The organism is Enterobacter cloacae complex sp. CARB60, from assembly GCF_036487345.1.
GTDB classification, from domain to species: Bacteria; Pseudomonadota; Gammaproteobacteria; order Enterobacterales; family Enterobacteriaceae; genus Enterobacter; species Enterobacter asburiae_D.
The window spans coordinates 626,027-649,646 of sequence record NZ_JAZKLC010000002.1; the positions used below are offsets into that span (position 1 = coordinate 626,027).

The following is a 23,620-nucleotide window of genomic DNA, read 5'->3' on the forward strand; positions in this document are numbered from 1 at the left end:
GCTTTACTCCTATTGTTTGTCAATCGACAAACAATAGGAGTATACGATGAAAACCCTTAAAGGTCCCTCTCTCCATCTGGCTCAGTTCAGCGATGATGCGGCCCCATTCAATAATTTGCCTGCAATAGCCCGGTGGGCGGCGGAAACGGGGTTTAGCGCTCTGCAAATCCCGGCATGGGATCGCCGTCTCTTCGACGTGGCGACGGCGGCAGAAAGCCAGACCTACTGCGACGATCTGACCGGTATGCTGGCGGAGCATGGCCTGGTGGTGAGTGAGCTGACCAGCCACATCTTCGGCCAACTGATGGCGGTACATCCTGCTTACGACAGCTTATGCGACAGCTTTGCGCCGCCGGAAGTCCACGGCAACCCACAGGCCCGCGGCGAATGGGCACAGCAACAGCTGCTGATGGCGGTCAAGGCCTCTGCCAGGCTTGGACTCAGCGATCTGGGTACCTTCTCTGGCTCGCTGGCGTGGCCCTATTTGTTCCCGTTCCCGCAGCGCCCGGAAGGGTTAATTGAAACTGCCTTTGACGAGCTGGCCAGGCGCTGGATGCCGGTGCTCAACGCCTGTGACGAGCAGGGTATTAACCTCTGCTATGAGATCCACCCGAGCGAAGATCTGCATGATGGGGTGACGTTTGAAATGTTTTATCAAAGGGTGAAAGAGCATCCCCGCTGCCGGATACTTTTCGATCCCAGCCACATGGTGCTACAGCAGCTTAACTATCTGGAGTTTATTGATATTTATAAGGACATGATCAACATGTTCCACGTCAAAGACGCTGAATTTAATCCGACCGGGCGTCATGGTATTTATGGTGGCTATCAGTCCTGGGTCGATCGTGCAGGACGTTTTCGCTCATTGGGTGACGGCCAGGTTGATTTCAGGGCTATTTTCTCGAAGCTGACCCAATACGATTATGCTGGCTGGGCAACCCTGGAGTGGGAGTGTTGTCTGAAAAACCCGCTGGATGGTGCCAGAGAAGGGGCAGCGTTCATCCGCGACCACATTATTCACATCACCGATAAAGTCTTCGATGATTTCGCCGGTGCGCCAGTTAACCCTCAGCAAATCAACGCATTACTCGGCATTCGCTAAGCCACAACATCACAGAGAGTCCCCATGGAACAACAATACGGTGAGATCGCGCACGCGGATCTCAGGGCAGAACACGTCTATACGAAAGTGAACGGACAGCGCATCCACTGCGTCGTGGCGGGAAAAGGACAACCGGTATTGCTGATACCGGGCTGGCCGCAGACCTGGTATACCTGGCGCTATGTCCTTCAGGCGCTGGCGGCGGCGGGTTTTCAGGCGATAGCGGTCGACCCTCCGGGCATTGGTGAGTCAGATAAACCGCGCGACGGCTATGATACCGGACGTGTCGGCGCCATGCTGCATACCATGATGGCGCAGTTGGGTCATGCGCGTTATAGCATAGTAGGCCACGATATTGGTATGTGGGTTGGATACGCCATGGCGAGCGATTTTCCTCAGGCGATAGAACGACTTGTGCTGACAGAAGCGGTTATCCCTGGACTGGCCCCACCTCCGCCGATTTTTGTCGCACCGGAAGAGAACATCTTTCTCTGGCACTTCATGTTCAATCAGCTGGCGGATCTACCCGAAACCCTGACCAGCGGGCGCGAATCACAGTATCTCAGCTATATTTTCGACCGCTGGTCTCATCGACGTGAACGGGTTGCCGCAGAAGTGTATATCGCCGCCTATTCAACACCCGGCGGGCTGCGTGCGGGCTTCGACTATTATCGCGCCATCCCGGAAACCATCCGGCAGAACCAGCGCCGTGCGCAAACGCCTTTAACCATGCCGGTGTTAACGGTGGGGGCCGAACATGCGACGCGCGATGCGCCGTTGATAACCCTACAGGGCAATGCCCTTGATTTGCGTGGCGAGACGGTGGCGGACTGCGGGCATTTTATTACCGAAGAGTGTCATGAGGCGTTTATTGGGCTAATCGTACCCTTTCTCTCAGAGGACACCACTCGTGCCGCTTGATAAACACATTGCTGACTTTCTGGCTGCATCATCGGGCGCGCCGCAACCGGCGTCGTTAGCCGACCTGCGTGCCGCCACCGAGGTGGATTTGCTGCGGCTACAGGGTGAGGAGGAAACAGGTGGCGGCATTCAACATTACGTTGTTATCGCTGACGATGGTTACGCTATCGGTCTTCGCGCGTATACGCCTGCTGCCTCAAACGCTGAAATCGCGCAGCCTGCAATGCTGTTTGCTCACGGCGGCGGATGGTGTCTGGGCTCGCTGTCGCTGTACGATCGGCCCTGTCAGGCACTGGCCAATGCGACTGGCCGGAAAATACTCTCCGTTGATTACCGTCTGGCACCCGAGTTCCCCTTCCCAAGGCCGTTAGAAGATGTTTATCAGGCACTGTGCTGGGCCAGTGAACAGGCCGCGCTTTTGGGAATAGATGCGACCCGTCTGGCGGTGGGCGGCGACAGTGCAGGCGGCAATCTTGCTGCCGCGACAGCTCTGCTGGCACGGGATCGCGGCGGTCCTCACATTGAGCATCAGCTGCTGCTCTACCCGGCGTTAAGTCGCGAAATGTTGTCCCAAAGCTATTGTGAATTTGCTGAAGGTTATTATTTAACCCGTGATGCGATGGCGTTTTGCTGGGAAAACTATCTTGGAGAATGTCGTCATCCTTATGCCGAGCCGCTGCATATGGCCTCGCTGAAGGGGTTACCGCCAGCAACCATCCTGAGTTGTGAATATGATCCCCTGCGCGATGAGGCTGAAGAGTATGCGCTGCGGCTTGAGGAGGCGGGGGTGCCAGTACGCTGTGAACGGTTGCCGGGAATGGTACATGCCTGCATTCATATGTCAGGGTTAACGCCAGCCGCGCGTCGGTTGTTCGAACGTGCGCATATCTGATTCAAAAATACAAAAAACCCAGCGCGATCGCTGGGTTTATTATTCATGCCTGTTCACAAGGTGGCACACAGCCTTAGTGCGTCGCTTCACCAATCAGCGCGCCTGTACCCGCACCAACCGCCGCACCTTTCAGCACGCTCTTGCCGGTAACCGCCGCGGCACCTGCGCCCACGGCAGCGCCTACCGCGCCACCTTTACGCGCGGCTTTACCTTTGTCGCCGTTTTTGAACATGGCACCGGTGCCTGCGCCAACAACGGCACCGCCAACGGTCGATTTCAGATCTTTGCCCGTGGCCGCGCCAATGGCAGCGCCCGCTACCGCGCCAGCGGCGGTTTTGTCGATGGCCATTCCAGAGGTGGAAAAAATGAGGGCGCTGATAACCAGCGTTGTTTTAATCAGTTTCATAACAGATCCTTTGTGACTGCTGTCGGTTGAGACGTCATTTCTCACTCTCTGACGCGAGAAAAACGTCCAGATAGTGCCAGCAATACCGACTCAACCTTTAAGCTAATCATGCCCTGGATAAGGATCGTTGCTGCCGGGCGGCGAACCGCCCGGTCAGTCGTCACGCCTGACGTTTGTCTTCGGTATTCGTCTCGAAGTCGCTCGCCGCGTGGCGTTCGTGAAGCTGCTCGTTCAGCTCGCCGCTGGTGCGGTTGACGATGCGTCCGCGCTTAACGGCATGGCGGTTCGCCACGTCTTTCGCCCAGCGCTGCACGTTAGCGTACTTCTCTGCATCCAGGAACTCGGCGGCGTTATACACGCTGCCCAGCGCCACGCAGCCGAACCACGGCCAGATGGCGATATCCGCGATGGTGTACTCCTCGCCCGCCACGTAGCGACCGCGTGCCAGCTGTTTATCCAGCACGTCGAACAGGCGTTTGGCTTCCATGGTGAAGCGGTCAATCGCGTACTCAATTTTCACCGGGGCATAGTTGTAGAAGTGGCCAAAACCGCCGCCGAGGAACGGCGCCGCGCCCTGCAGCCAGAACAGCCAGTTCAGCGTCTCGGTGCGTCCCGCCGGATCCTTCGGCAGGAAGTGACCGAATTTCTCTGCCAGATAGAGCAGGATATTGCCGGATTCAAAGACACGCGTTGGCGGGGTCGTGGAGTGGTCACGCAGCGCCGGTATTTTCGAGTTCGGGTTCACGTCTACAAACCCGCTGGAGAACTGATCGCCTTCGCCGATGCGGATCAACCAGGCGTCATACTCCGCGCCCGTCACGCCCAGCGCCAGCAGCTCTTCGAGCATGATCGTCACTTTCTGGCCGTTGGGTGTGCCCAGCGAGTAGAGCTGCAGCGGGTGGGAGCCTACGGGTAAATCCTTCTCATGCGTCGCGCCGGAGATCGGGCGGTTAATATTGGCGAACGCGCCACCGCCGTTCTTTTTCCATTCCCACACTTTTGGTGGCTGATACGTGTTGTCTGACATGTTGGCCTGCCTTTTGAGTGATGTGTTGAGGCAGTGTAGCAGGAGATTTGTGAAGCGTTTAACGAACTGAGCGTAATCGATCCGCCGCTATTCCTTCCGGCGCTTATATATATCAAATCCGGCATAAGCTTAATCGAAAATCGCATTTTCATAATTAATGCGTAAACCGATAAAGCTGAATATGATGCTTCAACATAAATAAAAGATGCAGTAATAAACACTTTATAAGGCAAGGAGTTAGTGAGATGCGCAAGCTTCTGTTATCGGCAGTGGTCGTTTCGCTCGCGTTAGGCCTGGCGGGCTGTGATGATGCGAAAAATAAAGAGACAAACACGCCCTCAGCGGCAAAAAGCGACGCGCCAAAAGAGGGCGGTTCGCTGATTATCGGTATTACCTCCGGCGACCCGTTAGCCGTTAATCCGCTCTATGCCAGTGACCGTACAACGTTAACGATCATGCAGGCGCTTTATGCCCCGCTGTACAGCTTTAATAACGGCAACATTGAGTGGGGCCTGGCGGAAAGCCTGACGCCCTCCGCCGACAACCTGAGCTATACCCTGACGTTAAAACCCAACCTTAAATGGCAGGACGGCCAGCCGCTGACGGCGGACGACGTGGTCTTCACCTTCAATAAGCTGCTGGACGCCAAACAGCACAGCTTCTTCCGCAGCATGTTTACCTACGGCGGCAAGCCTGTTGAGGTGAGCAAGGTGGATGAGCGCACCGTTAAGTTCACCTTACCGCAGGTCAGCGCGGCCTTTACCGGCACTCTGGTACAGATCTACCCGATCCCGCAGCACGTGTTCGCCGGTGAAGGCGACCTGGAAAAGAGCACCAAAAACGATGCGCCGGTCGGCTCCGGGCCGTTCAAATTTAAAGAGTATCGCGCCGGGCAGTACTACGCCTTGACCCGTTTTGATGATTACTGGAACGGCAAAGCGAAGCTTGATTCGGTCACCTACCGTTTCGCCAAAGACAGCAATGCCGCCAACCTGGCGCTGCAAAACGGTGAAATCAACCTCAAGATGGTTGACCCGCAGGATGTGAACCGCCTGAAAAATACCGGTAAGTTTGACTTCGTGGTCTATCCGGAAGGCCGTCTGGCCTATATGACGTTCAACCAGAACGTGCCGGTGATGAAGAGTAAAGAACTGCGTCAGGCCATTGCTTACGCCATCAACAAGGACGAGCTGACCCAGACCGCGTTTACCTCGCTCGACTACGCCAAACCGGCAACCTCGTTCCTGACGCCAGATACGCTTTACAAGACGGATGACGTCGAGCAGTACAAATTCGATCTGCAAAAAGCCAAAGACCTGCTGAAGACGTCCGGCGCGCCGGACAACCTCAAGCTGCGCCTGGCGTATGTGAACACCAACAAAACCCAGGAGAGCATGGCGCTCTACATTCAGCAGGCGCTGAAGGGCATTGGGGTGAACGTGGAGCTGATGCCGCTGGACTCCAACGCCATGTCCCAGCGCAGCCTCGATATGAACAACACCGCGTGGGAGCTGAACCTGGGCGGCTACATCATGGGCTCAGAGCCGGACGGTTACAAATCGCTGTTCATGAGCAACGAAGCCTATAACTACGCGCACTACAAAAATCCGCAGTTTGATGCCCTGTGGGATAAAGGCGCAGTGGAAACCGACGCCGCGAAACGTGCCGATATCTACAAGCAAATTCAGCAGACCGTGGCGAACGACATGACGTACTACCCGATTGCCTACACCAACGCGACCGTCGCGGTGGACAAGCGCTTCGGCGGCACCCAGGAAGCGGAGCCGAAACCGGTCTATCTGTTCCAGGATCTGTCAAAAATCTATCAGAAATAAGTGATTGCCCCGGCCGTCAGGTCGGGGATTTTGTAAGGGCACGTCGTGAACACACTCCTCACGCGTCGGCTGCTGCAACTGCTGCCGATGCTTTTCTTCATTTCGCTGGTGGCGTTTTTGCTGGTCAAGCTCGCGCCCGGCGATCCGGTGGCGGCGTACATCACGCCGCGCATGGCCCCGGAGGATATCGAACGTATTCGCCAGAGCCTGGGGCTGGATAAGCCGCTGGTCACGCAGTACGTCCTGTGGCTGAAAAACGTCCTGCAGGGCGATCTCGGCTATTCGCTGATTTACCACCGCCCGGTGCTGGAGATGATCGGCGAACGCATTCCGGCCACGCTAGGGCTGATGGGCGCGTCGCTGCTGATGGCGATCGTGCTGGCGATCCCGCTGGGCCTGCTGGCGGGGGCATTTAAGCACCGCTGGCTGGATCACCTGCTGAACCTGTTCGCCTATATTGGCATCTCGGTACCGATTTTCTGGTTCGGCATTTTGCTCATCACCGTTTTTGCCGTGCAGCTTAACTGGTTCCCCAGCATGGGGATGCGCACCATCGGCATGGAGGACAACGGGCTGGACCTGCTGCGTCACGGCGTGCTGCCGTGTATTGCCCTCACGTTCTACAACCTCTCCAGCTACGTGCGCTACATCCGCTCCAACACCATCTCGCAGCTTTCGGCCGACTACGTGCAGACCCAGCTTGCCTACGGCGCGACGCGTTCCAGTATTCTGTTCCGCCACGTGCTGAAAAACGTGCTGCTGCCGGTGATTACCCTGTTCGGCCTGTCGTTCGGCGAGCTGATTGTGGGGGCTTATGTAACCGAGAGCGTCTTCTCCTGGCCGGGGATGGGGCTGCTCGGGATCCAGTCGATCGCCTCGCTGGACTACCCGCTGATCATGGCGATCATCATGCTCTCGTCGATGATGCTGATCGTCGGTAACCTGATCGCCGACGTGCTTTATCGCTTCGCCGATCCCCGCATTCGTACGCTGAGGTAACCCGGATGAGCAGACGCTGGCAGCAGGTTCGTCACCAGCTGCGCCGCAACCGTCCGGCGCAGTTCTCTCTTTTTGTGCTTTTTATTTTCGTTGTCGCCGCGCTCTGCGCGGGGTTAAGTCCGTACGATCCGGATCGGATGGCGCTCGGCGCACGCACGCTACCGCCGGATGCCGCGCACTGGTTCGGCACCGACGAGTATGGCCGCGACTACTTTACCCGCGCGCTGTATGGCGGCCAGATCTCCCTGATGGTTGGTTTTCTGGCGATGCTCTTTTCCACGCTTATCGGCACGGTGGTGGGAACGGTGAGCGGCTATTTTGGCGGCTGGCTGGATAACCTGATGATGCGCGCCGTGGATATCCTGATGGCCATTCCGGCCTTCTTCCTGCTGCTTGTAGTAAATGCTTACCTCAAGCCGGGCGTGGATAACATTATTCTGATTATCAGCCTGCTGACGTGGATGAACATGTCGCGGCTGGTGCGTGCTGAAACCCTGTCGGTGAAAGAGCGCGAGTACGTGCTTTATGCCCGCGCGTCGGGAGAGCATCCGCTGCGTATTATCGTGCGCCATATCATTCCCGGCGTGCTGCCGACCATTATCGTGGCGGCCACGCTCAATATCGCCTCGGCCATTCTGATGGAGTCAACGCTCAGCTTCTTAGGGCTGGGCGTGCAGGCGCCTGCGGCGTCGTGGGGAAGTATGCTTAACAACGCGCAGTCTTATATTGGCGAAGCGTCGTGGCTGGCGATGTTCCCCGGCATTCTGATCCTGCTGACGGTGTTCAGCTTTAACGTGCTGGGCGATGTGTTCCGTACCGCCTTTGAGCCAGGAGCGAATCGCGATGAGTAACTTATTAGCGCTTGAGAACCTGCAAACCACGTTCCGCACCCGCGAGGGCGAGGTTCACGCGGTGCGCGGCGTAAGCTTTCAGGTTCAGCCGGGTGAACTCGTCGGTATCGTCGGCGAGTCGGGCTGCGGGAAAAGCGTCACCTGTAAGTCGATTATCCAGCTTCTGGGGAGCAACGGACGGATAACCGGCGGCAGCATTCGCTTCCAGAATGAGGACCTGGCGCAGAAAACGCCCGCGCAGATGCGCGCCATTCGCGGCAACGAGATCGCGATGATTTTCCAGGATCCGATGACCGCCCTGAACCCGGTGCTGACCATCGGCAAGCAGATGGCTGAGATCCTGATGCGCAACAAAGGGCTGACCAAAAAAGCGGCCAAAGCGGCGGCGATAGCCATGCTGGAACAGGTGGGCATTGCCGAGGCGGAACGCCGATACGACCAGTATCCCCACGAGTTCAGCGGCGGGATGCGCCAGCGGGTGATGATCGCGATTGCGCTCTCCTGCAACCCGAAGCTTCTTATTGCCGATGAGCCGACCACCGCGCTGGACGTGACCATTCAGGCGCAGATCCTGCGCCTGCTGAAAAGTCTCCAGCAGCAGACCCGGACCGCGATTTTGCTGATCACCCACGATCTCGGCGTGGTGGCGCAGGTCTGCAGCCGCGTGGTGGTGATGTACGGCGGGCTGGTGATGGAGGAGGGGAGCGTGGAGGACATTTTTTATCGCCCTGCGCATCCTTACACCCAGGGTCTGCTGGCCTCGCTGCCGCGCCCGGATGAGGTGAATCAGCGTTTATCGCCCATTGAAGGTTCGCCGCCCGGCCTGCTTAACCCGCCGCCGGGCTGTCCGTTCGCGGAACGCTGCCCGAAGCGCATGCCCCAGTGTGAACGACAGCCCGCATTTTACACCGCCGGAGAGGGCCATCGCGCCGCCTGCTGGCTATGGGCCGATAAGGAGATTCAGGCATGAGTGAACAACAGGCGCCATTAGTGAGCGTACGGGACCTGCGCAAGCACTATCCGCTTAGCGGCGGTTTGCTGCGTAAAGGCGTGGCCGTGAAGGCGGTTGATGGCGTGAGCTTTGATATCCAGCCCGGCGAGACGTTTGGCCTGGTGGGGGAGTCCGGCTGCGGAAAATCCACCCTCGGGCGCGCCATCCTGCGCCTTTTCGATATCACCTCGGGCGAAATCCACTTCGCCGGACAGGCGATCGCCCACGCCCGTGAAAAAGAACTCAAGCCGCTGCGCAAGCGGATGCAGGCGATCTTTCAGGATCCTTACTCCTCGCTCAACCCCGGTATGACGGTGCAACAGCTGGTGGCCGAACCGATGCAGATCCACGGCTACAGCCGTGAAGAACAGCGGGAACGCACGGAAACGCTGCTCTACAAAGTGGGGCTGAAGCACGAACACCTTGAACGGTTCCCGCACGAGTTCAGCGGCGGGCAGCGTCAGCGCATCAGTATTGCCCGCGCGTTGTCCGTGCATCCTGAATTTGTACTGTGCGATGAGCCGCTCTCGGCGCTGGACGTCTCGGTGCAGGCGCAGGTGGTGAATATTCTGCAGGATCTGCAGCAGGAGCTGGGGCTAACCTACCTGTTCATCGCCCACGATCTCTCGATGGTGCGCCATATCTCCAGCCGCATTGGGGTGATGTATCTCGGTAAACTGGTGGAGGTGGCCCAGGCGAATGAACTGTATCAGCGTCCGGCACACCCTTACACCCGCGCGCTGCTGGCGGCGGTTCCCCAGCCCGATCCGCGCATACGCAATCTCGAAGACGCCACCCTGCGCGGCGACATTCCAGGCCCCACGTCCGTGCTGCCGGGCTGTAAGTTCTGCAGCCGCTGCCCGCACGCCATGCCGGTTTGCCAGACGCAGGAGCCTGCCATGCAGGAGATTGCGCCAGGGCATTTCTCGGCGTGCTGGTTGTTTAAGATTTGAGCCTTAAACGTGTCGGGTGGCGCTTCGCTTACCCGACCTACAGGGGATTGCGTTTCGTAAGCCGGGTAAGGCGCATTATTTGCCACGCAGGTGTATGATAAATATCCCTCTGTCAGGTTAATTACAACGTGCAGACGACGACAACCCCTAAAAAAATTGCCGCCTGCCTGTTTTAGGTTGGATACATGCGTAAAGGAAAGTTAAGCAGTGATGCGCCATTCGGGACATTGTTAGGCTATGCGCCCGGTGGCGTGGCGATTTACTCTTCAAATTACGGCAGTCTGGACCCGCGCAACTACCCGGAAGACGCGGATTTCCGCAGCTATATCGGCAACGAATACATGGGCCACAAGTGGCAGTGCGTTGAGTTTGCCCGCCGTTTCCTGTTTCTCAACTATGGCTTCGTGTTTACCGACGTCGGCATGGCGTGGGAAATCTTCTCCCTGCGCTTTTTGCGTCAGGTGGTGAACGATAACATTTTGCCCCTTCAGGCTTTTGCCAACGGTTCGAAACGCGCGCCTCGCGCGGGAGCGCTGCTGATCTGGCAAAAGGGCGGCGAGTTTCACGAGACCGGCCACGTGGCGGTGATCACCCAGCTTCTGGACGATAAGGTGCGTATTGCGGAGCAGAACGTGATTCACTCCCCGCTGCCGCTCGGGCAGCAGTGGACGCGCGAGCTGCGTCTGAGCGTGGAGAACGGGTGCTATACAATCCATGACACCTTCAACGACACGGAGATCCTCGGCTGGATGATCCAGACCGACGACGCGGAACACAGCATTCCCCAGCCGGAAATCGACGGCGAGCTGCTGAAAATCAGCGGCGCGCGGCTGAAAAACACGCGTCAGTTTGACGGAAAATGGCTGAACGAAAATGACGCATTGCAGCAGGCGTATATCCGCGCGAACGGCCATGTGATCAACAAAGATCCCTGCCAGTACTTCACCATTACCGAAAGCGCCGAGCAGGAGCTGATTAAGGCCACCAACGAACTGCACCTGATGTACCTGCACGCGACGGACAAGGTGCTGAAAGACGACAGCCTGCTGGCGCTTTTCGACATCCCGAAAATCCTCTGGCCGCGCCTGCGCCTCTCCTGGCAGTGGCGTCGCCACCATATGATCACCGGTCGTATGGATTTCTGCATGGATGAGCGCGGCATTAAGGTCTACGAGTACAACGCCGACTCTGCGTCCTGCCATACCGAGGGCGGGCTGATTCTCGAAGAGTGGGTGAAAAACGGCTATCGCGGTAACGGGCATAACCCGGCGGAAGGGCTGCTGGAAGAGCTGACCGGCGCCTGGAAGCACAGCCACGCGAGGCCGTTTGTCCACATCATGCAGGACAACGATGTCGAAGAGGACTATCACGCGCTCTTTATTCAGCGTTCGCTGATGCAGGCCGGTTTCGAAACCAAAATCCTGCACGGGCTGGAGGCGCTCAGCTGGGATACCGCCGGGCAGCTGATTGACGACGAAGGCCGTCACGTCAACTGCGTGTGGAAAACCTGGGCGTGGGAAACGGCGATAGAGCAGATCCGCGAGGTGAGTGAAACCGAATACGCCGCCGTGCCGATCCGCACCGGGCATCCCGAGGGCGAGGTGCGACTGATTGACGTCCTGCTGCGCCCGGAGGTGTTGGTCTTTGAGCCGCTGTGGACCGTGATCCCCGGCAACAAGGCGATTCTCCCGGTCCTGTGGCAGCTGTTCCCGAATCACCGTTACCTGCTCGACACCGATTTTGAGGTTAACGATCTGCTGAAGCAGACCGGATACGCCGTCAAGCCGATTGCCGGACGCTGCGGCAGCAATATCGATCTGATCAGCGCCCAGGACGAACTGCTGGATAAATCCAGCGGCAAGTTTGTCGACCGCAAAAACATCTACCAGCAGCTGTGGTGCCTGCCGAAGGTCGACGGCAAGTACATACAGGTCTGTACCTTTACCGTGGGCGGGAACTACGGGGGAACCTGTCTGCGCGGCGATGACTCGCTGGTGGTGAAGAAAGAGAGCGATATCGAGCCGCTGATTGTGGTTAAAGATAAGTAATTCACACCCGCGATAAAAAAGCCCCCGCAGGACATTCTGCGGGGGCTTTTCGTTACTGTTCTTCCTCTTCCAGCTGCTCGCTGATCTTCAGATCGATGATGCGGCCAATCTGGTCATGGTACACCGTCAGCAGGTTGTACTGGCTCATCTCGGAGATGATCTGCGGTGAGACATTAAAGCTGCGGGCCAGCTCCTCCTGGTGAAAATAGCCCGGCTGACGCCGCCTCACGTGGGCGCGGCGGCGGTTGTACTGATACCACAAAATCAGCAGCCAGCCGTTGAGCGCGGCGAACAGCAAATAGATCAACACCGTATTAAAGGACGCGATAATCACGCCCCAGCGGTGGTCGCTCTCATCGGTTAGCTGCATCCAGAGCCGGGCATACAGGAAAAACAGAAATCCTCCCCATGCCACCAGCGTTAACGCGGCATCGAAAAGACGTGGCAATAGCCGATGCTCGGTCAAAATTAAGGTATTTTCGTTCATTGAATGCTTCCTTTTCCCCGGTCCGGGCTGATCCAGCGCGCGCGGGCGCGCTGGCGTTTAAGCATGACTTTTGGAAATGCGACGAGGGTGGTGAACAGGCCGATCATCCAGTACACCATCGGGAACCAGATGACCCAGAAAAGCGAGCTGGCCACTCTTCGTTCATAGCGTCGCTCGATGAACAGGCTGACCAGGAACTGCAGGAGACACATCACGCCCAGCAGCAGCCCGGTAAATTCCGGTGGAAAAAGGCTCTCCACGGTCAGCCTGGCGGGAACAGGCGCAACCTGGCTGAGGAGGAACAGCAGCACCGTCATCGCGTACGCGAAGGCCCACAGCGTTGACAGCGCGTACTCCATAAACAGCGGCCACATGCGGTGATGCTCCCAGCGCACAATCCTGCGCAGGTTGACCAGAAACACCTCCGCGCCTCCCTGGGCCCAGCGCAGACGCTGTTTCCACAGGCCCTTCAGCGTCTCCGGCATCAGGATCCAGCACAGCGCCCGCGGCTCAAAAAAGATATCCCAGTGGCGCAGCTGGAGCTTCCAGCTGATGTCGATGTCTTCGGTGATCATGTCCGGGCTCCAGTACCCGACGTCCGCCAGCGCCTGTCGGCGAAAGGCGGCGATGACGCCGGAGACGGTAAAGACCCGGCCATAGATCCGCTGCGTCCGCTTGATGAGCCCAATGATGGAGGAGAACTCGCCCACCTGAATGCGGCCAATCAGCGTGGAGCGCGTGCGAATGCGCGGGTTCCCGGTAACCGCGCCGACGTGGGGGTACTGAATCAGCGGGGCCACCAGATAAGCGGCGGTATCGCGATCGAGCAGGGCGTCGCCGTCAATGCAGACCAGCAGATCGCCCCGGGCCGCCGCCGCCCCGGCCTTGAGCGCCAGCGCTTTCCCCTGGTTCTCCGCGAGGTTAATCACCCGCAGTCGCGGCTGTTCCTGCGCCAGCGCCTGCAGTACCTCCGCCGTGTTGTCAGACGAGCCGTCGTTGATGGCGATCACTTCTATATTTTCATACCGCTGATCCAGCGCGGCGCTGATGGTCTCCCGGGCATTTCGTCCCTCGTTGAAGCAGGGGATAAGAATGGAGATGAGCGGCTCACCGGCGAGCGTCGGGGCGGGCGTGTCTTTATCCCACGACCAGTGGCGTTCAAGCTGAAACCAGAAATAGAGGCCGCCGGTTATCCAGAGCACCGACATGAACAGCGGCCAGAAGAACACAAAATCCAGAATCAGTTCGCCGGTAAAGAGGGCGGCCACGCCCAACGGCAACCCGAATACCAGACATAAAATAGAGAATGCGATAATCCGATCAGTCATTGTCAGGGTACCAGTACGAAGAAAATTCAGGCCTGATGCGTGAGATATCAGGTTGGTTGTTGAGGAAGTCGTCGGGGTAGTAACCGTAGTTTTTGACGCCGTTCAGCTGGAGCACGCGCATCCACTGCGCAAGCTGGCTATCGGACACGGCGCGCTGCGGTTTCTGATCCCAGTCCCTGGCCTGCAGCTCGAAAATCGTTTTATCGAGCGCGCCGGGGCGCGTGGCGACCGCGTTAACCAGGCGCGTCAGCCAGGCATCGCTCTCGTCTGCCGGAACGGACTCCATCAGCGGCATGGCCATCGGTACCGTCCAGTCATACTCCGCCAGAAAATCATCAAGATTCTGCGCGAACCACGCCTCGCTTTCGGGCTGCAGAATGGGTAAGGCGAACATGTTGCGGGCGGTTTTTATCTGCGGGCCACGGATATGCTTCACCGCCAGGCTCAGGGCGTGGGTAAACCCGATAAGCCGTTGGCTTTTCTGGCGCGTGGTGTCCTGTCCGGCATCGTCCACGTCCGTTAGCACCGCATCGTCATGGAACAAAATCCCATTGAAGCTGGCATAGCGGGCCAGATCTTCATAGATATCCGTTACCTGCTGGCGCACCTGCGGGTCCCACGGGGAGAGCCGGATATAGGGCTCGGTGGCTTCGCGCAGCTGGCCGGTTTGACGATCCCGGCGCTGCACGCGCGGCAGGGAAGGATCGAGATCGAACGAGAGCACCGGCATCCACGCGAAGACTTTTACCCCCGCGCGGGTTTGTAGCTGCCAGGCGACAAAATTAAAGAGATCGGCCCGGACCGGCAGCCGACGGTTGGGGAAATAGAGCGCCTTGATCCTGCCGTCGCCCTGCGGGTCGGCAAACGCCTGCAGGAAAACGTGGCTGATTTTCATGTCATAGACCCGCTGGATCAGCCTGTTGATGTTTTGGGTCTGCTGGGCCGGATCGGGATCGTAAACGTAGTCGAGATCGACGTGCATGACGCGCACGGGATCGCGCTCCTGAACCTGGCTTACCGTACTGGCAAACGCCTTGAGCGAGGGATTTCCGGCGATCAGCAGACGGGGGATGTTGCCCAGATCCTGTACATTCCCCAGCCCGTCCTCAAGGGTGAAGGCAAGCTGATAACCTTGCTGTCTGGCGATAGCGAGCGACGTACCGTTGGCGGCGCCGTAGGGCCAGACCCAGGCGCGCGGCGCTTTGCCCGTCACCTGCGTGATTTTTTCAGTCACTTTGCGAACGTCATCGCCGATCCGCTGGCTGAACTGCTGGTCGGTTTCATAGCGGCCCGTGGCTTTGTCATAAAAGCGGTTGGCGATCGCCGGTTCCCGGCTGCCCTGCGGGTTGGCTGGAATGCCGTAATGCGAAGCCCAGGTATGCGATCCGATCTCAATCAGCGGGGACTGGCCGAGCTCGCGCACCATTTCCCACGTCGCGAAGCGATCGCGGGGCGTCATCAGGCCGCCGAAGTTAACTTTTTGATTTGCCGGCGTATCCACCCAGCTGCCCACCGGCGCCCACAGCGCAGGAACGTTCCACGCCTGAAGCAGCGGCCAGACGCGGGTATAAAAGCTGCTGTAACCGTCGTCAAAGCTGAGCAGAACGGCTTTTGGCGGCAGCGTTTTTTTCCCGTCATGGGCATCGAGAATGTCCTGCACGCTGACGGCGTGATAGCCGTTGTGCAGAAGCCAGCTTATCTGCTCGTTTAACGCGCTGGTGCGCACGGAGAGGTAGCGCTGATCGGCGGCATCGTCTTCGACGTCGTGGTAGGCCAGGACCAGAAACTGGTTCTCCGGCCAGGGTTTACTCGCCTCCAGCTGCGGCCGCGCTTTGGGCGCAATGAACGAGATCGCCTGCGCGCAGACGCTCGCGCCGAGGCAGAGCCAGCCGAGGAGTATCAGGCTCACGGAAAAACGTGTGTTCAGCATATTCATCCTTAAAAGCGTAAAGTCGCGTCAAACGTGACGGAGAGGTTGCTCTCGCGTTTGCCGTCGTAAGGGCGTTTATCCCAGTTCAGCATCACGCCGGTATCAATAACGTTGTTCCACTGAACGCGTTGTCCGTAACCCAGCAGGGCGATGGCGCCCGCAGACTGATTTTTCTGCCAGTAGCTGCCCCCTCCCGCCACGAACTGCTGGCTCCAGAGGGTGTCGTAATGGCGGACCATTTCATGGTCAACGGCCAGGGCAGCCGTCACGGACAGATCCCGCGCCGGGTTGTAATAGAGCGTGTCCCGCAGGCTGTTTTTACTGGCGGCGATCCCCGGTTCGAAATCCAGCGTCAGGGACGGGGTCTGCCAGAGACGCTCCTTGCCCGTGAGGGTGTATTCCTGGCGGCGGTTACGATCGGAGAAGCGGCTGAGGGCGGCGCTGAACTGGTACTCCCGCCGCTCGTTTTGGTACCAGTGCACCCCGCCTTCACCCCGGTTGGCGCTGATCCCGTTGCGTAACGCCCGCAGGGGCGTCGTGCGCGACAGGCGTTCAAGGCTGCCGCTGACCTGCCAGCTATCGGTCACAAAGTACGTTGTTGAGAGGCGAGCGCCCGGCTTGTTTGCTCCGTGATAGCGGTTGCTGGAGAGTTCGGCTTCGAGCTGGAGGTCGCGTGGCCGCCATTCGACGCCGCCCAAAAGGTGACGGCTGGTGCCTTTGCCTTCATCGAAATTACTCTGCGCATAGCGGGTGCCTGCAAACAGCCGCCAGCTGTCCGCTACGGGTGGGCCATAGAGCGTGGCGTCCCAGCTCAGGTCGTGCGTCCCGCTGACGGGGCTATCGGAGTGCAAGCCCTTGCCTGCGTTGAGGCGCAGTTCGGACATGTGGTGGACCGTTCGGAGCCTCTCGAGACGCCGGGCGCTGCGATCGGCGGGCGCGCGAGCCAGCACGTCGTCGGCCAGTAAATCCATCTGTCGCCACTCCTGTAGATCCATCGCGACGTAGGCCTGCTGCTGCTCGAGTTCCAGATTCGATGGCTCCAGCGCCTCCGCCGTTTTCAGCTTTTGCTCGGCCGCGCGCGGCAGGCCCCGAGCCTGAAGCAGGGTGGCGTAGTCAATCTGTAACCCCTGATTGCCCGGCGCCGTTGTCGCCAGACGGTGCGCCAGCGTTTCGGCTTCCGGCAGGGCATTTGTCGCCAGCAAATAGTTAAAGCGGAGCGACTGCCCGGTAAGCCACCGATCGTTCGGCTGAGGGGTAGGGGAGCCGAAATCGTAGCGGATCCAGGGGACGTTGCGGGTCTGGCGCTCAACGTATTGGTGGGCGGACTGGTACTGTCCCGTATCCAGCCAGGCGTAGAAAAGCGCGTGCTCCTCGTCCTGCGGGTCGGAAGCGTATTGCGGATAGCGTCGCAGAAGCGCGAAGGCGGCGGCCGCGTTTTTCTCCTGCAGATACGCGGAGATGACCCAGCCGACTGCCCAGCCCGGCACCGGATGCTGGGCTGCCGTAAGATCCTGATATTCGCTAATCACCTTTGGGTAATCAGCATGGGCGTACAGCGCGCCAAGCCTGTCGATACGCGCAAGGACGACGTCTTCCGCAGCCTGCGGCTCGTTTTGCCAGCGAGCAAGCAGAGCGTCGTAACGATTCAGCGCTGATTGCGCAAGCTGCAGGCGCTCCTTTTCTGTTCTGCCAGGTACATCGGCAAGGCGAACCCGTTCGGCGGCGGCATTACGCTCAAGACGGCGACGCTCCGCGGGAGACAGCGTCACGCTTTGTGAAAGCTGGAGCGCGGGGGTATTCACCCGGTTATCCGTAAGCGCGTCAATCAGCTCGCTGAGGAGCGCTTTATTCTCCGGTGCGATATTCAGCGCGCGCGTGTCTGCCAGCAGCCGATCCCAGCTTTTTCCCTGACGTAACCAGACATACGAGAGTGTCTGAAGATGCGCCTGAGAGGGATTTTCCGCCACCAGCCGTCGGGCTTCCTGCAGGGCAAGCGTATCCATGCGGGCATCGGCAAGGGTTTTGATGTAGCCGATACGATAATCGTCGTTATCCGGCGCAAGGCTACGCGCCTCTTTCCAGAGCGCCAGGGCCGGCTGCCACGCTTTTTGATTTCGCCTGGATTGCGCGGCAGCAGCAACGCCACGGGCGGGCAGCGGCATATAAATGCCGTAACGCTGCCAGACCTGAATAACCTCGTCATCATGACCCGCCCAGGCTGCAACCTGTAACCAGTCCGCAACTTGTTCAGGCGTCAGGGCATGCTGCTGCTGATAACGCTGAAGATAATCGAGAAACGGCGTGTAATTACCGTTACGCGCCTGTTGAATCTGTTGCTCATAAACGGATTCAGTCGCCTGAGCCAGAACAGGAAAGAGGAATAACAGAAACAATAATGTTGGGGCGCGATAAAAGAATAACGTATTGAAGCGAAGCGATCTTTCCATATCTATTTGCCATTTGTTTATCATGAATCCATTGCATAACACGGCCGCCTTTAAACTCAGCGTTAAAGGCCATAAATGAGAACATTAAATCTGAATGCAGTTATGTTACGGGGTACTTACCTAAAGGTAATTATGGATCCTTATCTCAGTGGACTGGGTGAAAGCTAATGTACACCTGATATGTTGCCGGATAAATATGTTGAAAAGCGGGTGTATCGTTTTGAGATAATTCTGTATTGAGCGGTTTGCGATGATTATTTTGAATTGATGGGTTATTTGTAACTAGTTGAAATTAATGTATTTTATTTTTACTGTGACAACTTTGTATATATTTTTAATGCTGCTTACCTGCCTCAATTAAAGTACTTTCTGGTGCATGTTTGGGAAGTTTCATGACAAAAATTCTTAATGTTTAGAGAAGTGACTTTTCTGCGATTGTTTTTTATTTATAATTAATGGCAGCCATTGAATGATAGTCTACAGGAAGTCTTACTCATCAATGTCTGTATTGAGGGATGTCCAAAGCCAGAATACATTTATCGTTAATATAACAGCGCTATAAAACGAAGGCGGCCTTCTTTCCGAGGGATCGTTCTTGCTTTAATCTAAAAGGGATGGTTAGTGGCAACTTCAATAGTGTTAGTGACTCAGGATCGCTACCTTGTCAGGGGGATGCGGATATTTTTTCCGGATATTATCCTGCTCGACTCGATTGACAGAAACATATTTGATAACGGTGCAGATGAATATTCTGTATTGATTGATAGTCGTTCTCCGCTCCGTTTATATGATTACCTGATACGCCATCCGGCCAGAACGAAAAAAACAATCTGCTGCGTTATGCTTGATATGCGACACCGCGAGGAGAATCTGCTCAGTATGAAGTTATTTATGAACACGTCGCTCACCGCCCCGGATATGGCCTCGCTGTTTAATCTGGTTCTCAATATGAAGGGCAGGCGCCTGACCACGAAGTGGCTGCTTAATTTACGGCTTAGCACGCACGAAGCGATCATGCTGCGGCTGCTGAGGGCAGGGATGTCGATGGAAGCCATTGCCGATGAGCTGAATACGTCGGTGAAAAGCCTCTATCGCAAACGCACGGCGCTCTCGGAACGCCTGGGGGCGGAGAACTTCAACGAGGCGTGTTTGTTTATCTTTAAAAACAAACTGCTGGACGCAGGTGGGAACGATCCCTAGGTTGGGGAGAATCCAAAAGCATAAAACTGACTTGCGGGCGGTATTCTGAGTTCTAAGAAAACTGGAAGCGGACAACATCCTTGTTTTAGCTATCGATTTACTCTGGCTCAAAACGAGAGAAAGGACGTTGTAATGGACACGGTTGAAGAGACTGGTTGGAAACTTTTCTGATGCTACATGATGAGCAAGGATTTTTAGATTACCTCACTGAGAATTACAGTGACGGTAAATCTCCGGCAAAGAAAAAATGGACCTTCCAGGAGCATTTCAGTCTCATACCTGAGTTCGACAGTTTCCATAGGGTTTTCGTTAGGGTTAATGAAAAACGAATAGTATCTTCTGCTCTTTAACCCCGTTTATGAACTGCCAGAGGCTAAGCCATGAGTTTTATCCTGAGCGGGTGATACCAGAAGGAGACTCCTGGAAGTGATTGAAAAATTTAAAAGGACGTTAGAAATGAATAAATATCTGTCTGGTCTGTGTGTTGTTTCTTTTTTTTATTTTTCTTCAATAGGTTACGCGCACTCTGCGGGTCCAAATAAAGTTCAGGTTAGTATCAAACCCAGCAGCGGTAATATAGGATATATCCCGGTAATTTCTGATGCAGATGAAATCGAGCCTTCTGATTTCAGGGCGTCGGATCTAAAGGAGATGCAGGATAGCCTGAGGAAGATGAAGTCCGACAACCGCAAAGTCGATGAGCTAACTCAGAAGGTTTTACAGCTTGAGAGAGAGAATTCTGAGCAGGAGAGTAAGATCGAGCGATTGCAAAGAAGCCTTGATGACATGAAGCGGAGCAACGACAACCTTTCAAATCAGGTCAGCAATTTATCCGGCAAAATTAAGTGATAAAAAAGAGCCACCGCCTGTATTAAGTTACCGGTTTATTAGCGTAAGCGTGCCTGCATTAAAGCCACGCTTATCAGCGCCCAGAAATCTGCCGTAGCCATATAGCAAAAACCCGCCTTTTGGGCGGGTTCTTTAAATAGTGGTGCCCGGACTCGGAATCGAACCAAGGACACGGGGATTTTCAATCCCCTGCTCTACCGACTGAGCTATCCGGGCAACGGGGCGCATTAAACCCGATCTGCCCCCTGCCGTCAACGAAAAATGTTGTTTTCGTTACAGACTGCGCAATCTCTCACCATTTCGCCGCATCCTTAAGCGAAAAAGTGCGTCCAGAGCGCGGAGAGCGGCATGGCGAGCAGCAGTGCGGGCAGCATGTTCACCACGGCAAACATCTTAATTCCACAGATGCGCAGCCCGGTAGCCAGCAGCAGCAGGCCGCCGACGGCGGTAAAGTCTGCCATCATCGCCGGCGTGGTCAGCGGGAGAATCAACGTGGCGCAGGTGGCAAGCGCCAGCTGAATTAGCAGCATCGGCACGCAAATCGCGGCAACGGCAACGCCGAGCGTGGTGGCAAAAATAGTGGCCGTAAAGAAATCAAGAAACGCCTTCGCAATCAAAATGCTTGGGTCGCCCGTCATCCCCTCCTGCATCGAACCGAAAATCCCGGTGCCGCTGGCGCAGAACAGAATGATGATGGCGACATAGTTTTGAATAAACGATTCGTGCGTGCCGTGTTTCGCCTTGCCGCCCGGTCGGGCAATCAGGTTTTTGGCTTTACTCACCGCGCTGTTGATGCCTTTTTCCAGATAGCAGAACTCGCCAATCAGCGCGCCGAGCAGGGTGGCCAGCACCATCACCGGCAGGTTGGCGCATTTGATGACTAAAAGAATACCGATCCCTAACGATGCCAGGCCGAATATCGAGGGCATGGAGGTACGAATACGCTCCGGCAGCCGCTGGCTCAGCACGGCACCGAGTACGCCGCCCAGCAATACGGCGCTTGCGTTAATAAATGGCCCGATAACCAAAGTTAACTCCTGTTATTTAATCATTGATATTGCATTATTATGGCACGCCAGGGCTGCGCGGGCGTTAGCTTTGGGTGGTTTCGTGCATACTGATTCCTTCTTGCACCTCAAAATAAAAGGTGACATTATTGCGCGAATTTTCTCCTCCCTGTCTCACCGCTCGGTGAGGGTAACTGCGCCTATGAAAACCATGAAAATTGCCGTCAGCCGCGAGCTGGCCTCCACCGTGTCTACGCACCGCGAAAAGGTGACGCTGGACAGCACTGATTTTACCGATGTGGCGGCCGTCGTCATCACAACAGCTGAAAGTCGCAGCGGCATTCTTGCACTGCTGAAACGCACGGGCTTTCAGCTACCGGTGTTTATTTTCTCGCAGGAGCCAACGGACGTTCCTGAGGGCGCCACCGCGGTTATCTCGGGTAAGGCTCAGGAGTTTCTGGAACTGGAGAGCGCAGCCAGCCGTTACGAAGAGAACCTGCTGCCGCCCTTTTTTGACACCCTGAGCCAGTATGTGGAGATGGGCAACAGCACTTTTGCCTGTCCGGGCCACCAGCACGGTGCATTTTTCAAAAAACACCCGGCAGGGCGACAGTTCTATGATTTCTTCGGTGAGAACGTGTTTCGCGCCGACATGTGCAATGCCGACGTGAAGCTGGGCGATCTGCTGATCCACGAAGGGTCCGCCAAGGACGCGCAAAAGTTCGCGGCGAAAGTGTTCAACGCGGACAAAACCTACTTCGTGCTGAACGGCACGTCGGCGGCCAACAAGGTGGTGACCAACGCGCTGCTGACCCGCGGCGACCTGGTGCTGTTCGACCGCAATAACCATAAATCTAACCACCACGGGGCGCTGATCCAGGCGGGCGCCACGCCGGTTTATCTTGAGGCCGCGCGTAACCCGTTTGGCTTTATTGGCGGGATTGACGATCGCTGCTTTGACGATGGGTATCTGCGGGAGCTGATCCGCGAGACGGCACCGGAGAAGGCCAACGAGGCGCGTCCGTTCCGCCTGGCGATCATTCAGCTTGGCACCTACGATGGGACGATCTACAACGCCCGTCAGGTGATCGACAAGATCGGCCACCTCTGCGACTACATCCTCTTTGACTCCGCCTGGGTGGGCTACGAGCAGTTTATTCCGATGATGGCGGAAACGTCCCCGCTGTTGCTGGAGCTGAACGAGAACGATCCTGGGATTTTCGTGACCCAGTCGGTGCACAAACAGCAGGCCGGGTTCTCGCAAACGTCGCAGATCCATAAAAAGGATAACCACATCCGCGGTCAGGCGCGCTTCTGCCCGCACAAGCGGCTGAACAATGCGTTTATGCTGCATGCCTCCACCAGCCCGTTCTATCCGCTGTTCGCCGCGTTGGATGTGAATGCGAAGATCCACGAAGGTGAAAGCGGACGCAGGCTGTGGGCGGAGTGCGTCGAGCTGGGGATTGAGGCGCGTAAGGCAATCATTGCCAACTGTCATATGATCAAACCGTTTATCCCGCCGGTGGTGGCGGGGCGGCCGTGGCAGGATCATCCGACGCACGCCATCGCCAGCGAGCTGCGCTTCTTCAGCTTTGAGCCGGGGGCTAAATGGCACGGGTTTGAGGGCTATGCCCGCGAGCAGTACTTTGTCGACCCGTGCAAGCTTCTGCTGACCACGCCGGGTATCGATGCCGAAACCGGGGAGTACACGGAATTCGGGATCCCGGCGACGATTCTGGCGCACTATCTGCGCGAAAACGGCATCGTGCCGGAGAAATGCGACCTCAACTCGATCCTGTTCCTGCTGACGCCTGCCGAAAGCAGCGAGAAGCTGGCGCAGCTGGTGGCGATGCTGGGACAGTTTGAACAGCATATAGAAGACGACACGCCGCTGGCGGACGTGCTGCCGACGATCTTCCAGAAATACCCGGTGCGCTACCGGGATTACACCCTTCGCCAGCTGTGCCAGGAGATGCACGATCTCTACGTCAGCTTTGACGTAAAGGATCTGCAGAAGGCGATGTTCCGCAAGGAGAGCCTGCCTGAGGTGGTGATGAACCCGCAGGATGCAAACCGGGCCTATATTCGCGGAGAGGTGGAGCTGGTTCGCATTCGGGATGCCGCAGGGCGCATTGCTGCCGAAGGGGCGCTGCCCTATCCGCCGGGCGTGCTGTGCGTGGTGCCGGGTGAGGTCTGGGGCGGGGCGGTACAGCGTTACTTCCTGGCGCTGGAGGAGGGCATTAACCTGCTGCCGGGCTTCTCGCCGGAGCTGCAGGGGGTTTACAGCGAGAAGGATGCCGACGGGATTAAGCGGCTGTATGGGTATGTATTAAAGTAGCCCCCCTCA

At 57.0% G+C, this 23,620-nt stretch carries 19 protein-coding genes and 1 tRNA gene; 12 read left to right on the forward strand and 8 right to left on the reverse strand.

Features of this window, described 5'->3' with window-relative positions; genetic code table 11:
* The first annotated feature begins 46 nt into the window (after positions 1–46).
* From V4835_RS04080 to V4835_RS04090, 3 genes are read left to right on the forward strand one after another with little or no spacing between them, the layout of a single operon-like run.
* The gene (locus V4835_RS04080) at positions 47–1,102 is read left to right on the forward strand and encodes a sugar phosphate isomerase/epimerase family protein (protein WP_331411252.1); all 1,056 of its coding nucleotides are present in this window, start codon (positions 47–49) and stop codon (positions 1,100–1,102) included.
* 24 nt (positions 1,103–1,126) lie between these two features.
* Positions 1,127–2,023, forward strand: a complete 897-nt coding sequence (locus V4835_RS04085) for an alpha/beta fold hydrolase (RefSeq protein WP_063930478.1) — start codon at positions 1,127–1,129, stop codon at positions 2,021–2,023.
* Positions 2,013–2,915 carry an alpha/beta hydrolase gene (locus V4835_RS04090; RefSeq protein WP_331411253.1) on the forward strand — a complete coding sequence of 301 codons (903 nt, stop codon included), beginning with the start codon at positions 2,013–2,015 and terminating at the stop codon, positions 2,913–2,915. The genes V4835_RS04085 and V4835_RS04090 overlap by 11 nt, the downstream gene beginning before the upstream one ends.
* 73 nt (positions 2,916–2,988) lie before the next feature.
* On the opposite strand, the gene V4835_RS04095 is transcribed toward V4835_RS04090, so the two are convergent.
* A complete protein-coding gene (locus V4835_RS04095; RefSeq protein WP_008499797.1) occupies positions 2,989–3,321 on the reverse strand; it encodes a glycine zipper domain-containing protein in 333 nt (110 codons plus the stop codon).
* A gap of 160 nt (positions 3,322–3,481) precedes the next feature.
* The gene (yghU, locus tag V4835_RS04100; RefSeq protein ID WP_238458854.1) at positions 3,482–4,348 is read right to left on the reverse strand and encodes a glutathione-dependent disulfide-bond oxidoreductase; all 867 of its coding nucleotides are present in this window, start codon (positions 4,346–4,348) and stop codon (positions 3,482–3,484) included.
* Positions 4,349–4,593: 245 nt separating this feature from the next.
* Here yghU and V4835_RS04105 point away from each other — a divergent pair, with 245 nt between their 5' ends.
* The 6 genes from V4835_RS04105 (at position 4,594) to gss (ending at position 12,025) form a co-directional block, all read left to right on the forward strand.
* Positions 4,594–6,183 (forward strand): ABC transporter substrate-binding protein, encoded by a 1,590-nt coding sequence (locus V4835_RS04105; protein ID WP_331411254.1) that lies wholly within the window; start codon positions 4,594–4,596, stop codon positions 6,181–6,183.
* Between the two features lie 45 nt (positions 6,184–6,228).
* On the forward strand, positions 6,229–7,182 hold the full coding sequence (locus V4835_RS04110; protein WP_010435561.1) for an ABC transporter permease: 954 nt from the start codon (positions 6,229–6,231) through the stop codon (positions 7,180–7,182).
* Positions 7,183–7,187: 5 nt separating this feature from the next.
* Positions 7,188–8,033 carry an ABC transporter permease gene (locus tag V4835_RS04115; RefSeq protein WP_023294546.1) on the forward strand — a complete coding sequence of 282 codons (846 nt, stop codon included), beginning with the start codon at positions 7,188–7,190 and terminating at the stop codon, positions 8,031–8,033.
* A complete protein-coding gene (locus V4835_RS04120) occupies positions 8,026–9,003 on the forward strand; it encodes an ABC transporter ATP-binding protein (RefSeq protein ID WP_196367042.1) in 978 nt (325 codons plus the stop codon). Before V4835_RS04115 ends, V4835_RS04120 begins: the two co-directional genes overlap by 8 nt.
* On the forward strand, positions 9,000–9,977 hold the full coding sequence (locus V4835_RS04125) for an ABC transporter ATP-binding protein (RefSeq protein WP_331411255.1): 978 nt from the start codon (positions 9,000–9,002) through the stop codon (positions 9,975–9,977). The genes V4835_RS04120 and V4835_RS04125 overlap by 4 nt, the downstream gene beginning before the upstream one ends.
* 185 nt (positions 9,978–10,162) lie before the next feature.
* Positions 10,163–12,025, forward strand: a complete 1,863-nt coding sequence (gss, locus tag V4835_RS04130; RefSeq protein WP_331411256.1) for a bifunctional glutathionylspermidine amidase/synthase — start codon at positions 10,163–10,165, stop codon at positions 12,023–12,025.
* Positions 12,026–12,077: 52 nt separating this feature from the next.
* On the opposite strand, the gene pgaD is transcribed toward gss, so the two are convergent.
* The 4 genes from pgaD to pgaA are packed head-to-tail and all read right to left on the reverse strand — an operon-like array spanning position 12,078 to position 18,217.
* On the reverse strand, positions 12,078–12,512 hold the full coding sequence (gene pgaD, locus V4835_RS04135) for a poly-beta-1,6-N-acetyl-D-glucosamine biosynthesis protein PgaD (RefSeq protein ID WP_063930486.1): 435 nt from the start codon (positions 12,510–12,512) through the stop codon (positions 12,078–12,080).
* On the reverse strand, positions 12,509–13,840 hold the full coding sequence (pgaC, locus tag V4835_RS04140; protein ID WP_331411257.1) for a poly-beta-1,6-N-acetyl-D-glucosamine synthase: 1,332 nt from the start codon (positions 13,838–13,840) through the stop codon (positions 12,509–12,511). The genes pgaD and pgaC overlap by 4 nt, the downstream gene beginning before the upstream one ends.
* On the reverse strand, positions 13,833–15,770 hold the full coding sequence (gene pgaB / locus V4835_RS04145; RefSeq protein ID WP_331411258.1) for a poly-beta-1,6-N-acetyl-D-glucosamine N-deacetylase PgaB: 1,938 nt from the start codon (positions 15,768–15,770) through the stop codon (positions 13,833–13,835). The genes pgaC and pgaB overlap by 8 nt, the downstream gene beginning before the upstream one ends.
* Positions 15,771–15,778: 8 nt before the next feature.
* Positions 15,779–18,217, reverse strand: a complete 2,439-nt coding sequence (gene pgaA, locus V4835_RS04150) for a poly-beta-1,6 N-acetyl-D-glucosamine export porin PgaA (protein WP_331411259.1) — start codon at positions 18,215–18,217, stop codon at positions 15,779–15,781.
* 672 nt (positions 18,218–18,889) lie between these two features.
* On the opposite strand from pgaA, the gene V4835_RS04155 reads away from it, so the two are divergent.
* Both V4835_RS04155 and V4835_RS04160 read left to right on the forward strand, forming a co-directional pair.
* Positions 18,890–19,417, forward strand: a complete 528-nt coding sequence (locus V4835_RS04155) for a helix-turn-helix domain-containing protein (RefSeq protein ID WP_063930490.1) — start codon at positions 18,890–18,892, stop codon at positions 19,415–19,417.
* Between the two features lie 426 nt (positions 19,418–19,843).
* A complete protein-coding gene (locus tag V4835_RS04160; protein WP_331411260.1) occupies positions 19,844–20,266 on the forward strand; it encodes a hypothetical protein in 423 nt (140 codons plus the stop codon).
* A gap of 140 nt (positions 20,267–20,406) precedes the next feature.
* On the opposite strand, the gene V4835_RS04165 is transcribed toward V4835_RS04160, so the two are convergent.
* Both V4835_RS04165 and V4835_RS04170 read right to left on the reverse strand, forming a co-directional pair.
* A tRNA-Phe gene (locus tag V4835_RS04165) sits at positions 20,407–20,482 on the reverse strand.
* A gap of 95 nt (positions 20,483–20,577) precedes the next feature.
* Complete coding sequence (locus V4835_RS04170) at positions 20,578–21,294, reverse strand: DUF554 domain-containing protein (protein WP_331411261.1); 717 nt, start codon at positions 21,292–21,294, stop codon at positions 20,578–20,580.
* A 181-nt stretch (positions 21,295–21,475) separates the two neighbouring features.
* On the opposite strand from V4835_RS04170, the gene V4835_RS04175 reads away from it, so the two are divergent.
* Positions 21,476–23,611, forward strand: coding sequence for an ornithine decarboxylase (locus tag V4835_RS04175; protein WP_331411262.1), 2,136 nt, complete (start codon positions 21,476–21,478; stop codon positions 23,609–23,611).
* Positions 23,612–23,620: the final 9 nt, after the last annotated feature.